General features: G+C 43.7%; 14 protein-coding genes, 10 tRNA genes and 1 rRNA gene. All 25 read left to right on the forward strand.

All coding sequences use genetic code 11. From position 1 onward, the window contains the following. Positions 1-343: 343 nt before the first annotated feature. The 25 genes from alr (at position 344) to CJ483_RS15735 (ending at position 13,195) form a co-directional block, all read left to right on the forward strand. A complete protein-coding gene (gene alr, locus CJ483_RS15620) occupies positions 344-1,507 on the forward strand; it encodes an alanine racemase (protein ID WP_120036084.1) in 1,164 nt (387 codons plus the stop codon). Positions 1,508-1,689: 182 nt separating this feature from the next. After that, complete coding sequence (locus CJ483_RS15625) at positions 1,690-1,971, forward strand: CopG family ribbon-helix-helix protein (protein WP_120036085.1); 282 nt, start codon at positions 1,690-1,692, stop codon at positions 1,969-1,971. A gap of 5 nt (positions 1,972-1,976) precedes the next feature. Continuing rightward, a complete protein-coding gene (locus CJ483_RS15630; protein ID WP_041100719.1) occupies positions 1,977-2,327 on the forward strand; it encodes a type II toxin-antitoxin system PemK/MazF family toxin in 351 nt (116 codons plus the stop codon). A 376-nt stretch (positions 2,328-2,703) separates the two neighbouring features. Next, positions 2,704-3,537 carry an RsbT co-antagonist protein RsbRA gene (locus CJ483_RS15635; protein WP_120036086.1) on the forward strand — a complete coding sequence of 278 codons (834 nt, stop codon included), beginning with the start codon at positions 2,704-2,706 and terminating at the stop codon, positions 3,535-3,537. Continuing rightward, on the forward strand, positions 3,534-3,890 hold the full coding sequence (locus CJ483_RS15640; protein WP_049659773.1) for an STAS domain-containing protein: 357 nt from the start codon (positions 3,534-3,536) through the stop codon (positions 3,888-3,890). The genes CJ483_RS15635 and CJ483_RS15640 overlap by 4 nt, the downstream gene beginning before the upstream one ends. Before the next feature lie 3 nt (positions 3,891-3,893). Beyond that, on the forward strand, positions 3,894-4,289 hold the full coding sequence (locus CJ483_RS15645) for an anti-sigma regulatory factor (protein WP_120036087.1): 396 nt from the start codon (positions 3,894-3,896) through the stop codon (positions 4,287-4,289). A gap of 11 nt (positions 4,290-4,300) precedes the next feature. Further along, positions 4,301-5,311 (forward strand): PP2C family protein-serine/threonine phosphatase, encoded by a 1,011-nt coding sequence (locus tag CJ483_RS15650; RefSeq protein WP_120036088.1) that lies wholly within the window; start codon positions 4,301-4,303, stop codon positions 5,309-5,311. Between the two features lie 73 nt (positions 5,312-5,384). After that, the gene (locus tag CJ483_RS15655; protein ID WP_120036089.1) at positions 5,385-5,714 is read left to right on the forward strand and encodes an anti-sigma factor antagonist; all 330 of its coding nucleotides are present in this window, start codon (positions 5,385-5,387) and stop codon (positions 5,712-5,714) included. Then, on the forward strand, positions 5,714-6,184 hold the full coding sequence (gene rsbW, locus CJ483_RS15660; RefSeq protein WP_120036090.1) for an anti-sigma B factor RsbW: 471 nt from the start codon (positions 5,714-5,716) through the stop codon (positions 6,182-6,184). The genes CJ483_RS15655 and rsbW overlap by 1 nt, the downstream gene beginning before the upstream one ends. Next, the gene (gene sigB, locus CJ483_RS15665; RefSeq protein WP_120036091.1) at positions 6,162-6,956 is read left to right on the forward strand and encodes an RNA polymerase sigma factor SigB; all 795 of its coding nucleotides are present in this window, start codon (positions 6,162-6,164) and stop codon (positions 6,954-6,956) included. Before rsbW ends, sigB begins: the two co-directional genes overlap by 23 nt. Beyond that, a complete protein-coding gene (locus CJ483_RS25515; protein ID WP_342754243.1) occupies positions 6,956-7,231 on the forward strand; it encodes a hypothetical protein in 276 nt (91 codons plus the stop codon). Before sigB ends, CJ483_RS25515 begins: the two co-directional genes overlap by 1 nt. 376 nt (positions 7,232-7,607) lie before the next feature. Continuing rightward, positions 7,608-8,222 carry a Tex-like N-terminal domain-containing protein gene (locus tag CJ483_RS25825; RefSeq protein ID WP_481747719.1) on the forward strand — a complete coding sequence of 205 codons (615 nt, stop codon included), beginning with the start codon at positions 7,608-7,610 and terminating at the stop codon, positions 8,220-8,222. Positions 8,223-8,242: 20 nt separating this feature from the next. Beyond that, on the forward strand, positions 8,243-9,784 hold the full coding sequence (locus CJ483_RS15675) for a helix-hairpin-helix domain-containing protein (RefSeq protein ID WP_481747720.1): 1,542 nt from the start codon (positions 8,243-8,245) through the stop codon (positions 9,782-9,784). A gap of 27 nt (positions 9,785-9,811) precedes the next feature. Continuing rightward, entirely contained in the window at positions 9,812-10,282 is a 471-nt protein-coding gene (locus CJ483_RS15680) for a SprT family protein (protein WP_120036092.1), read from the forward strand. A 126-nt stretch (positions 10,283-10,408) separates the two neighbouring features. Further along, positions 10,409-10,483: transfer RNA gene (locus CJ483_RS15685), tRNA-Asn, on the forward strand. 4 nt (positions 10,484-10,487) lie between these two features. Further along, positions 10,488-10,578: transfer RNA gene (locus CJ483_RS15690), tRNA-Ser, on the forward strand. A 19-nt stretch (positions 10,579-10,597) separates the two neighbouring features. After that, positions 10,598-10,672, forward strand: a tRNA-Glu gene (locus tag CJ483_RS15695). Positions 10,673-10,690: 18 nt separating this feature from the next. Then, a tRNA-Gln gene (locus CJ483_RS15700) sits at positions 10,691-10,762 on the forward strand. A gap of 7 nt (positions 10,763-10,769) precedes the next feature. Next, a tRNA-Lys gene (locus CJ483_RS15705) sits at positions 10,770-10,842 on the forward strand. 6 nt (positions 10,843-10,848) lie between these two features. Beyond that, positions 10,849-10,932, forward strand: a tRNA-Leu gene (locus CJ483_RS15710). Between the two features lie 283 nt (positions 10,933-11,215). Then, positions 11,216-11,301, forward strand: a tRNA-Leu gene (locus CJ483_RS15715). Positions 11,302-11,307: 6 nt separating this feature from the next. Next, positions 11,308-11,384, forward strand: a tRNA-Arg gene (locus tag CJ483_RS15720). Between the two features lie 13 nt (positions 11,385-11,397). Continuing rightward, a tRNA-Pro gene (locus tag CJ483_RS15725) sits at positions 11,398-11,474 on the forward strand. 13 nt (positions 11,475-11,487) lie between these two features. Beyond that, positions 11,488-11,561, forward strand: a tRNA-Gly gene (locus tag CJ483_RS15730). A gap of 80 nt (positions 11,562-11,641) precedes the next feature. Next, a 16S ribosomal RNA gene (locus tag CJ483_RS15735) occupies positions 11,642-13,195 on the forward strand. Positions 13,196-13,208: the final 13 nt, after the last annotated feature.

Here is a 13,208-nt window from a genome sequence, read left to right on the forward strand (position 1 = left end):
TTTAGGAACGGGAATTTGACGTTCCTTTTTCTTTATTTAAATATAAAACTTGTCAATGGAAAAAGGGAAATTTCAGAGGGTGTTTAACAAAGGAGCCAGCGGGCAGAAGATTTCGCTTACAGGCTCATTGGTGCTGGCAGGGATAGCTTTTTTAATTACTAGGCAGCCCAAGGGTGGAAGTAACATTTCTGGCTCTTAATTATTTCTTTTTCTGAGAAGGGAGTGAATCGAACATCCTTGTTATCTAGAATCTGTTGATCCCTTCTTGCTGTATACTTAAAATAAGGTTGACAAGCAATCTAATTTTACAGCTTCACGTATACAGATAAGAAAGAAGGGGCATATGTTGACAGTAGAGACTAAGTTTTACCGTGATACATGGGCAGAGATCAATCTTGATTATATTTCGCACAATGTGAGGGAGACACTGAAGCTGCTTCCTGAACATACAAAGCTGTTTGCTGTAGTGAAGGCCAATGCTTATGGGCATGGAGATATACAAATAGCAAAAACGGCTGTAGAGGCAGGAGCTCAAGGGCTCGCTGTCGCTTTCTTTGATGAGGCGCTTTCTGTAAAGGAAGCTGGCTTACCTGTGCCGCTGCTCGTATTGGGGGCGAGTAGTCCGCATACAGCAAAAATAGCGGCCGAGCAGCAAATCTCATTAACTGTCTTTCAGAAGCAATGGTTGGAAAAAGCTGAGAAGCATCTTGAGGATGGTCAGGTACTTCGCGTGCATATTAAGTGTGACACAGGAATGGGGCGGCTCGGAGTAAAGACAGCAGCAGAACTCAATGAACTTGCTGCGTTTATCGAGCGTTCACCTAAGTTCTTTCTGGAGGGAGTGTTCACTCACTTTGCCACGGCGGATGACTTGCACACAGATTACTTTGAAGAGCAGTACCAGACTTTTACAAAGATGATTGCTGCGCTTGAAATTAAACCGGCCTTCATCCATTGTGCCAACAGTGCAACGACGCTGCGTTTTCAAAAAGCTTATTTTAATGCCGTTCGTCTTGGTATCTCGATGTACGGTCTTTCACCATCTGAGGACATGAAAACAGAGCTGCCGTTTCCATTAAAGCAGGCTTTCTCTCTTCATACGAGAATCGTTCATATAAAAAAGCTGAACAAAGGTGAAAAAATAAGCTATGGAGCCACGTATGCAACGCAGCAGGAGGAATGGATTGCCACGTTGCCGATCGGCTATGCTGACGGTTGGCTGCGCAAGCTTCAGGGACAAGCTGTGCTTGTCGGTGGGAAAAAAGCGCCGATTGTCGGCAGAGTGTGTATGGATCAATGCATGATCCGTCTGCCCGAAGAAATGCCCATAGGAACAAAAGTAACACTGATCGGCAAGCAAGGCGAGGAAGAAATTACCATGGATGATATTGCCCGGAAGATGGAGACAATTAATTATGAGGTTCCCTGTATTGTTACCGCACGCGTACCGAGAGTTTATAAGCAAAACGGAGAAATTGTCGAGATTGTAAACCCCCTGATTAAATAAAAATTCAAGTTTATGTTTATCGGCATTTTCCGTCAAGCTTTTAGTGGATTTGCGCTTTTTTTCTCTGTTATTTTAAGATAATAGCTGGGAAATTTGAATTCGCCTTCCCTTGTAAAAGAAAAGATGATATGATGAAAAGGACAGTTAACGAGACGGTGTAGTGATTGGTGGAGGTGTAGTTCGTGTCTGAATCAAGCGCAACAACAGAAGTGTTAATTCGTTTGCCACAACAATTTGTTAAAGAACTAGACGGGTATGCTGAACTTGAGAAGGTTAACCGCAATGAATTTATCTACAGAGCAACAAAAATGTATCTTCGGGAAAGAAAAAAACGTCAGATTAGAGAATCTATGCGGCGCGGGTACATGGAAATGGCTAAGATCAACTTAGCTATCGCCTCGGAGGCCATGCAAGCTGAGTATGAGGCCGGAAATACTGTAGAACGTTTAGTAAGTGGAGGATAATCCGTGTGATAGTTAAGCGTGGTGACGTATATTTTGCAGACCTGTCCCCTGTTGTCGGATCAGAGCAAGGCGGCGTGCGGCCTGTGCTAGTAGTTCAAAACGACATCGGGAATCGGTTCAGTCCCACTATTATTGTTGCTGCTATAACAGCGCAAATTCAAAAAGCTAAGTTGCCTACACATGTTGAAATTGATGCAAAGCGTTATGGCTTTGAACGTGATTCCGTTATCTTACTTGAGCAAATCCGGACGATCGACAAACAGCGTTTAACGGATAAAATCACTCAACTTGATGAGGAAATGATGGAAAAAGTGGACGAAGCCTTGCAGATCAGCTTAGGTCTTATTCAGTTTTAAATAGACGCCCGCTAGGTTATACTAGCCGGGCGTCTTATTTTTTTAGATGATATTTTGCCGGCAGGCAGTACTCTCGCTTTTTAATTGACGAAATAAACATTATAATGTTTAGTAGTGACGATAAATATCGGCGGATACAAAAAAAGGAAATGGAAATCGGTTTAGTTTTATGTTCGAAATTGTTAAAATTGAGAAAGTGGATTTGGGGATAATAAGCGGACGGGGCTGTCTGGAAAGTAAAGAGTCAGCTGCCTTCGGTTTCCTTGGATGAAAATCTCTATGTGTTATAGAGAGGGAAGGAGCCGGGCGTTTATGGGACAGTCTCTACATAGAGCAGATGCGTAGTCATCGAAAAAGAAGAATTGGAGTTGTCTTAATGCGTAAATTAATTTTTAACTATGTGCAAACCCATAAGAGTCAAATATTGAGCGAATGGATTAGCAAAATGAAACAAGACGCAGATGAGCGTGCTGTTCAAACGATGTCTGATCAAATGTTTACACAAACAAGCAGTGAGTTTATCGAGTTGCTTATTTCCAATTTTACTGAAACGGAAGAAGAATTTCAGTCAAAAGTTACTGGATTTGCGGAGAAGATTGTCAGACTAGGATGGCCCCTTACTGTTATTACACTTGGGCTGCATACATTTAGCCACATTATATCCGAGGGAATGACAAAGGAAGAATTGGTTGGACAGCATAATTATATCGAATTTTCTTTTGAATTTGAGCGCTGGATGTTCCCTTTATATAACACGATTATTGATACTTATGCTGATACGTGGGAACGCACGGTTTCTTTGCAAAAGATTGCCCTTCAGGAATTATCCGCCCCTCTTATCCCGGTTTTTGAGAAAATATCAGTTATGCCTCTTGTAGGAACGATTGATACAGAAAGAGCTAAACTTATTATGGAAAACTTGCTTGATGGGGTAGTTAACCATCGTTCGGAAGTTGTTCTTATTGATATTACGGGGGTTCCGGTTGTGGACACGATGGTGGCACATCATATCATCCAGGCGGCGGATGCTGTCCGGCTTGTTGGTGCTAAATGTATGATTGTGGGCATCCGTCCGGAAATCGCTCAAACGATCGTCACTCTAGGTATTAATCTGGATCAGGTTATTACTACAAGTACCTTGAAAAAAGGGATTGAAGAAGCTCTTGAGATGACGGAAAGAAAAATCATTGAAGTGGAGGAAGAACGATGAGAATACCAATTTTAAAACTTCATGATTGTCTGCTAATTTCAATTCAATGGGAACTGGACGATCAGACTGCCCTGCAGTTCCAAGAGGATTTGCTGCACAAAATTCATGAAACGAGCGCCCGGGGAGTGGTGATTGATTTAACTTCTATTGATTTTATCGATTCCTTCATCGCTAAAGTGCTCGGAGATGTAATCAGCATGTCGAAGCTTATGGGAGCGAAAGTTGTGATCACAGGAATTCAGCCAGCCGTTGCTATTACCTTGATCGAATTGGGTATACGTCTTGAAGATGTCTTGACAGCTCTTGATTTAGAAAAAGGTTTGGAGAAACTTCAACGGGAACTGGAGGACTAATCTATGGATTCTTGCGTCAAGATTACAAATGAATGGGACATCGTAGCTGCAAGGCAGCTTGGCAGGAATGTGGCCAAAGATCTAGGATTTGGCACGGTCGACCAGGCCCGTATCACGACAGCTATCAGTGAGCTGGCGCGTAATATTTACCTTTATGCCGGTCAGGGCCAGGTATGCATAGAAAAGACAGAGGCTGCCGGAAAAACCGGGTTAATCATTATTTCAGAAGATCAGGGACCTGGTATCCAAGATCTTCGTAAAGCAATGGAAGACGGTTTCTCCACCTCTGGAGGACTTGGAGCCGGTTTGCCTGGGGTGAAACGCCTTGTAGATGAGTTTACAATTGACTCTACTCCAGGAGAGGGGACTCTCATTAAGGCAATCAAGTGGCTCCGATAAGGAGGGCAAGTATGGAATTTAGGGAAGCAATGCAAGAAAAATATAAAGAAATTCTTGAGAGCTATATGAGGGATCAAAACGAGCAAGCTTTGTACCTTAGTCAAAAGTTCAGTAGAAAATCCATTGAACATAAAGTCTCTCCCGAAGAAATTATCAGTCTCCATAGAACTGCTTTGTTGGAACTCGGAATAGAAACTTCCGAGGCGATGCTCCCCTCTTTCGACATCTTGCTTGAAGTGATGATGGCGTATGGTCTTGCTTATCGTGAGCATCAAAATTTGCGGACGATTCAGCAGGAATTAAAAAGTGAGATTGAAGTGGCGGCTAATATGCAGCAAACACTTCTAGGGACGCAGGTTCCGAATGTGGATTGCCTTGACATAGGAGCTATTAGCGTGCCGGCGAGACAAATGAGCGGGGATTATTATCATTTTGTTCAGGATGAGCAGGGAGCTGTCAGTGTGGCCATTGCGGATGTAATTGGAAAAGGAATTCCGGCGGCACTGTGCATGTCAATGATCAAATATTCCATGGATAGTTTACCAGAGGGACGGCATGAACCGAGCCGCGTGCTGGAAAGCCTAAATAGAGTGGTAGAACAAAATGTAGACCCGACGATGTTTATTACCATGTTCTATGGGATGTATAATACAATGAATCATACATTCTATTATTCTTCCGCAGGTCATGAACCGGGCTTTTTCTACAATCATGAAACAAAAGAATTTGAAGAGTTGTATGCAAAAGGGCTCTTGCTTGGTGTAGATAAGAAAACAAAATACCGCCAGTTTGAGAAAAAAGTTGAAGTAGGGGATATTATTCTGCTTATGTCTGACGGCGTAACAGAATGCCGAACCGAAGAAGGCTTTATAGAAGTAGATACGTTAATGGGATACATTAAAAAATATATTCACCTGGAAGCCCAAGAGATTGCAGATAAGGTATATAAAGAACTTGAGTTTTTACAAGACTTCCAGCTGCGGGATGACTTCACTTTAATTATTTTAAAGAGAATAAAGTAAGAAAAGGTTTATCTCTCTTTCAGCTGGGTATACTTTAAAAACAGTGGAGTAATAAAGAAGAGGTGGGTTTAAAATGAATATTACAATTGACGTAAAAGAAACAGAACAGCAAATCACAGTGAGAATCACTGGAGAAATTGATGCATATACAGCACCTAAGCTTCGTGAGACTGTTTTTCCATATACCGAGAAAGAAAAGGCGAACATAGTAATTGATTTGTCTGAAGTATCTTATATGGACAGTACAGGTCTAGGTGTATTCGTTGGGCTTTTTAAAAGTTTAAATGCTAATGGAGGCACTCTGCAGTTGATTGGTTTATCAGAACGCTTGAGAAGATTGTTTGATATCACCGGCCTTGCAGATATTATGAATATTAATTCTGAAGTAGAAGGTGGCGTTTGATGATGGAAGCGTTTGATTACATCGAGATGAAAATCCCGGCCAAGCCGGAATTTGTGGGCGTTATCAGGTTGACGCTTTCAGGAATTGCGAGCAGAATGGGATTTACATATGATGCGATTGAGGATTTGAAAATAGCTACTAGCGAAGCAATCACCAACGCTGTCCAGCATGCTTACAACGGCGATGAAGAAGGTGAAGTGGTGGTTGGCTTTGCTCTTTATCAGAAACATTTAGAAGTGATGGTATCTGATAACGGAAAAAGCTTTGATTTCCGCGAAACAAAGAAAGCATTAGGCCCTTACAAGGAGAATTCTGTGGAATTTCTGCGTGAAGGAGGCTTAGGTCTATTTCTCATCGAAACATTAATGGACGAAGTAAAGGTTCATCAAAAGGAAGGGGTTACTTTGTTCATGACGAAGTACCTCGAAGGAGAGCAGGTGGAGAGGGATGCGGAAACCATCTCAACCTAACCAGGATACAAAACAGCAAGTTGTTGAGTGGATCAAAGCTTATCAGAACGACAGTGATAATGAAGCACAAGAACATCTCGTAAAACATTACCAAGGATTAGTTGAATCCATTGCCCGTAAATATTCAAAAGGCAAATCTTATCATGAAGATATTGCTCAAGTCGGAATGATGGGCCTTTTAGGGGCAATTAGACGATATGATGATGCTTATGGTAAGAGTTTTGAAGCCTTTGCTATTCCGACAATCGTTGGAGAGATTAAGAGGTTTTTGCGGGATAAGACGTGGAGTGTTCATGTTCCAAGGCGGATTAAGGAACTGGGGCCAAAAATTAAATCCACAGTGGAGGAGCTAACCTCTAGCTTACAGCGTTCTCCAAAGGTAGATGAGATTGCGCGTTATCTTGATATTTCTGAAGAGGAAGTTTTGGAAGCGATGGAGATGGGCAAGAGTTATCAAGCTTTATCTGTTGACCACTCAATTGAAGCAGATTCCGATGGCAGCACAGTGACACTTCTAGATATCGTCGGGAATAGAGAGCAAGGTTATGAGAGGGTAGACCAGCGACTTGTACTTGAGAAGGTGCTTCACGTATTGTCCGACCGTGAACGTCAAATTATCCAGTATACTTATTTAGAAAATATGAGTCAGAAGGATGCGGGAGATAAGCTAAACATTTCTCAAATGCATGTATCGCGCCTGCAAAGAAGAGCAATCAAGAAGCTGAAAGAAGCAATTGATGCTGAATCAATGACATCGGAGCGGTTGACTTAATGAATTGTTTTCAAAATGAACAGCTAGAGATCTGTGCTAATAAAGCCGCAAAAGGCGGCCAGCCATTTTGCGGTGACAGTTACTATATTCACACAACAGATGACTATTTAATCTGTGTGTTGGCAGATGGACTGGGCAGTGGGGAGTTTGCTTTTCATTCTTCATCGGCTGTAACAAAAATAGTAGAAGAGAACCATCATGAGTCGGTTGATCTTCTAATGAGTTTAAGCAATAATGTTCTTTATCAAAAAGAGGAGCAGCCGTTGCTATTTTAAAAGTTTATTTTAATACCCGTGAATTTGAATATAGTTGCGTTGGCAATATTCGGTTTTATTTATATACTGACAAGGAAAAATTAACTTACCCACTGCCGGTAACCGGTTATTTATCGGGCCGGCCTCAAAAATATCGGACACAACGCTTTACCTATGAGGCGAATTGCAAATTTCTTTTGCATTCAGACGGGATTAACGTTCTTAATGTCAAAGGACTAATGAGAAACCGTTCTATTCAACAAATCGCCTCTCTACTGGAGGAAGAAACAACCAAATCTGGCGATGACTCTACTTATATTATCGGAAGCCTGCTTTAATAAGCGCGGGCTTTTTTTCTTGTGATAAAATGAAAGATAGGAGAAGGAGGGGATTGGGCATGCCCGTTGAAGCTATAATTGACAAAGAAAGCTTGATTAAACAAACAGCTCAGGATGAGAAATTAGAGGTAAAGAAAGTACGCGCAGTCATTGGGCTGATTGAGGAAGGAAATACCGTGCCTTTTATTGCCCGCTATCGGAAGGAAATGACTGGTGCGCTTAATGAAGTGGAGATTCAATCGCTTATCAATCGGTGGACCTACTTGCAAAACTTATCAACGCGCAAAGAAGAAGTCATTCGGCTAGTTGAAGAGCAGGGGAAACTAACGGAGGAATTACGATCTGCTATTTTACAGGCAGAGAAAATTCAGGCTGTAGAAGATCTTTATCGTCCTTTCAAGCAAAAACGCCGGACAAAAGCAGCTATTGCCAAAGAAAAAGGATTGCTGCCGTTAGCAGAGTGGCTCTTGGAGATGCCTGATTCTTCAGTAACAGCCCAGGCGGAAACATACATATCAAACGAAACAGGCGTCTCTTCTGCGGAGGAAGCAATTGAAGGTGCGCTGCATATTATTGCTGAGCAGGCGGCGGATGAAGCAGCGATTCGTCAGTGGATTCGCAGTGAAACTTTCAAAAATGGGAGCATCCATACAACTGTTAAAAATGGGGGTTAGACGAAAAGAATATATATGAAATGTATTATGATTACGAAGAACCTGTTGTGAAAATTGTTCCGCACCGCATATTAGCCCTGAATAGAGGGGAAAAAGAAGATGTTCTAAAAGTAAACATCCACACAGATCCAGAAAAAATCGTGCGTTACATAAGCAAGAAATATAAGGTGGATGACAAAGTCGAAGCTGGAGCATATGTACAACAAGCCCTTCAAGATGCATACAAGCGGCTCATCCAGCCATCCGTTGAACGGGAAGTACGCAATGAACTAACTGAAAAGGCGGAGGATCAGGCAATTCATATTTTCTCCGAAAACTTAAGGAAATTACTTTTGCAGGCTCCTTTAAAGGGAAAAGTAGTTTTAGGCGTCGATCCTGCTTACCGAACAGGCTGTAAGCTTGCAGTGGTAGATGAAACAGGTAAGGTATTATATATAGGTGTTATTTATCCGCACCCGCCGAAATCTAAAAGAGCCGAGGCAGAAGAGCTTGTCCAAAAGCTTCTAAAGGAATATGGAGTGGAAATTATCGCAATTGGTAACGGAACCGCTTCGCGAGAGACAGAGCAATTTATAGCTGATGTCATTAAGAAAAGTGAACGTCAAACGGCTTATATTATTGTGAACGAAGCAGGGGCAAGTGTATATTCTGCTTCCGAAACAGCACGTGAGGAATTTCCGGATTTTCAGGTCGAAGAAAGAAGTGCTGTGTCAATAGCGCGGCGGTTGCAAGATCCTTTAGCTGAATTAGTAAAGATTGATCCAAAATCAGTTGGTGTAGGCCAATATCAGCATGATGTTTCTCAAAAAAAGCTAAATGAGTCGCTCACATTTGTAGTAGAAACAGCAGTTAACCAAGTAGGAGTGAATTTGAATACAGCCTCTTCCTCATTATTGCAGTATGTAGCCGGCTTGAATAAAACTGTAGCTAATAATATTGTTAAATTTAGAGAAGATAACGGTAAATTTAATAATCGCTCTCAAGTCAAAAAAGTTCCTCGGCTTGGTGCGAAAACTTTCGAGCAATGTATAGGGTTTTTAAGAATTATGGATGGGCAGGAACCGTTGGATAAAACAGCGATCCACCCTGAAAGTTATTCGGAAGTGAAAAAACTGCTTCAAAGTATTGGCTATACCACAAAAGATGTAGGATCCAAAGAGCTCAAAGATACATTGGATAAAGTTTCTGTTGAGCAGGCTGCAGAAGAGTTAGGCATTGGGGTCCTAACAATGCAGGACATCAAGGATGCCCTTCAAAGACCGGGACGTGACCCTCGCGATGAACTGCCGACTCCGCTGTTAAAAACAGGAGTAATGAAATTGGAGGATTTAAAGCCTGGTATGGAAATGCAAGGGACTGTCAGAAATGTGGTAGACTTCGGTGCGTTCGTTGATATTGGAGTAAAAGAAGATGGTCTTGTTCATATTTCCAAAATGAAAAAAGGGTTCGTTAAGCATCCTCTCGATGTGACAGCTGTAGGTGATATTGTAACTGTCTGGATTGAACAGGTGGATGAGAAAAAAGGGAGAGTCTCTTTAACAATGATTCCTTCAGAAAAATAATTGAAGAAGAAAAGGAGCGGCCGGCTAATGAATGATCAGGAACTTCAGTTGCTTACAGAAAAGATATCAACAGAGTTATTTGGCCGTCCGTTTCTTCATAAAGCAACATTTAATTCAAGATTAAGAACTACTGGTGGCCGCTATATGATGCGGTCCCATAATATTGAAGTGAATAAAAAGTATTTGGAGGCCTATGGGCGGGAAGAAGTGGAAGGTATTATCAAGCATGAGCTATGTCACTATCACCTGCATTTAGAAGGAAAAGGACATAAACATCGTGATCGGGATTTTAAGCAGCTGCTAGAAAAGGTGCAAGGGCCTAGGTATTGTACTCCGTTGGAGAAAACAAAGCCCAAACAGCTAAGGCGTTTGTTGGTTTATGAATGCACTAATTGCTACCTTGCGTACCATCGTAGAAGAAAGATCGATACAGCCCGTTATGTATGTGGAAAATGTAAAGGAACGATTAAGTTCAAAGAAGAGAGAGCAGTAGACTAAAGAGAATGGTTGAATTTGGTGAATGAGGAAAAGGAACGGGGAGTTTTTAATTTTATTGGACAAAGTTGTTGACTCATGTACTCTACTTTAATATAATACAAATTGTCGATAAAATGAATTTTATATTCCGCAGTAGCTCAGTGGTAGAGCAATCGGCTGTTAACCGATCGGTCGCAAGTTCGAATCTTGCCTGCGGAGCCATTTTGGGGAAGTACTCAAGAGGCTGAAGAGGCGCCCCTGCTAAGGGTGTAGGTCGCGTAAGCGGCGCGAGGGTTCAAATCCCTCCTTCTCCGCCATTATTTTAATAAGCATTGTGGCCCCTTGGTCAAGCGGTTAAGACACCGCCCTTTCACGGCGGTAACACGGGTTCGAATCCCGTAGGGGTCACCATTTTCTTATTGTTAACAATGGGCTATAGCCAAGCGGTAAGGCAACGGACTTTGACTCCGTCATGCGCTGGTTCGAATCCAGCTAGCCCAGTCACCATGAGCCATTAGCTCAGTCGGTAGAGCATCTGACTTTTAATCAGAGGGTCGAAGGTTCGAGTCCTTCATGGCTCACTATTTGCGGGTGTGGCGGAACTGGCAGACGCGCTAGAATCAGGCTCTAGTGTCCGCAAGGACGTGGGGGTTCGACTCCCTTCATCCGCATTGATGTGAGGGCGGCTTGCGTGAGGCAGGCTGTTTTTTTATTAGTGAGTTTGTTCGAAGAACGGCAGTTGATCAGGAGTCTAGTAAGTAGATTTATTTCTTTAAAAAATAGTTGACTAATTAACATTATTGCTTTAATATATTTCTAGTGACGTTAAATCAAAGAAAAGTACCGATCGAAATGAACAAACGTCTTTTATTTTGAAGATAAAAATTGTTTCAAAAAGTACTTGATTTGACAAAGGGTATATGATATAATTAAGTTCTGTTGTTAAAAAAACATGCGGTCGTGGCGGAATGGCAGACGCGCTAGGTTGAGGGCCTAGTGGGGGCGACCCCGTGGAGGTTCAAGTCCTCTCGACCGCACCATAAAATGCGCCCGTAGCTCAATTGGATAGAGCGTTTGACTACGGATCAAAAGGTTAGGGGTTCGACTCCTCTCGGGCGCGCCATTTATAAGTTTAACGGGAAGTAGCTCAGCTTGGTAGAGCACTTGGTTTGGGACCAAGGGGTCGCAGGTTCGAATCCTGTCTTCCCGACCAGGTAAGTATATATGCGGGTGTAGTTTAATGGTAAAACCTCAGCCTTCCAAGCTGATGTCGTGGGTTCGATTCCCATCACCCGCTCCAAAATTGATCTTTGAAAACTGAACAAAATACATGCCAGTAAGTTAATTCTTATTTTTAAATTATGAGCAAGTCAAACAATCTTTTTGGAGAGTTTGATCCTGGCTCAGGACGAACGCTGGCGGCGTGCCTAATACATGCAAGTCGAGCGGACTTGACGGAGCTTGCTCTGTTCAAGTTAGCGGCGGACGGGTGAGTAACACGTGGGTAACCTGCCTGTAAGACTGGGATAACTCCGGGAAACCGGGGCTAATACCGGATATTCTTTTTCTTCGCATGAAGAAGAATGGAAAGGCGGCTTTTAGCTGTCACTTACAGATGGACCCGCGGCGCATTAGCTAGTTGGTGAGGTAACGGCTCACCAAGGCAACGATGCGTAGCCGACCTGAGAGGGTGATCGGCCACACTGGGACTGAGACACGGCCCAGACTCCTACGGGAGGCAGCAGTAGGGAATCTTCCGCAATGGACGAAAGTCTGACGGAGCAACGCCGCGTGAGTGAAGAAGGTTTTCGGATCGTAAAGCTCTGTTGTCAGGGAAGAACAAGTACCAAAGTAACTGTTGGTACCTTGACGGTACCTGACCAGAAAGCCACGGCTAACTACGTGCCAGCAGCCGCGGTAATACGTAGGTGGCAAGCGTTGTCCGGAATTATTGGGCGTAAAGCGCGCGCAGGCGGCTTCTTAAGTCTGATGTGAAAGCCCACGGCTCAACCGTGGAGGGTCATTGGAAACTGGGAGGCTTGAGTGCAGAAGAGGAGAGCGGAATTCCACGTGTAGCGGTGAAATGCGTAGAGATGTGGAGGAACACCAGTGGCGAAGGCGGCTCTCTGGTCTGTAACTGACGCTGAGGCGCGAAAGCGTGGGGAGCGAACAGGATTAGATACCCTGGTAGTCCACGCCGTAAACGATGAGTGCTAAGTGTTGGAGGGTTTCCGCCCTTCAGTGCTGCAGCTAACGCATTAAGCACTCCGCCTGGGGAGTACGGCCGCAAGGCTGAAACTCAAAGGAATTGACGGGGGCCCGCACAAGCGGTGGAGCATGTGGTTTAATTCGAAGCAACGCGAAGAACCTTACCAGGTCTTGACATCCCGCTGACCGGTCTGGAGACAGACCTTTCCCTTCGGGGACAGCGGTGACAGGTGGTGCATGGTTGTCGTCAGCTCGTGTCGTGAGATGTTGGGTTAAGTCCCGCAACGAGCGCAACCCTTGATCTTAGTTGCCAGCATTCAGTTGGGCACTCTAAGGTGACTGCCGGTGACAAACCGGAGGAAGGTGGGGATGACGTCAAATCATCATGCCCCTTATGACCTGGGCTACACACGTGCTACAATGGATGGTACAAAGGGCTGCAAGACCGCAAGGTTTAGCCAATCCCATAAAACCATTCTCAGTTCGGATTGCAGGCTGCAACTCGCCTGCATGAAGCCGGAATCGCTAGTAATCGCGGATCAGCATGCCGCGGTGAATACGTTCCCGGGCCTTGTACACACCGCCCGTCACACCACGAGAGTTTGCAACACCCGAAGTCGGTGGGGTAACCCTTACGGGAGCCAGCCGCCTAAGGTGGGGCAGATGATTGGGGTGAAGTCGTAACAAGGTAGCCGTATCGGAAGGTGCGGCTGGATCACCTCCTTTCTAAGGAACTTGT

It is taken from the genome of Bacillus sp. PK3_68, from assembly GCF_003600835.1.
Lineage (GTDB): Bacteria > Bacillota > Bacilli > Bacillales > Domibacillaceae > Pseudobacillus.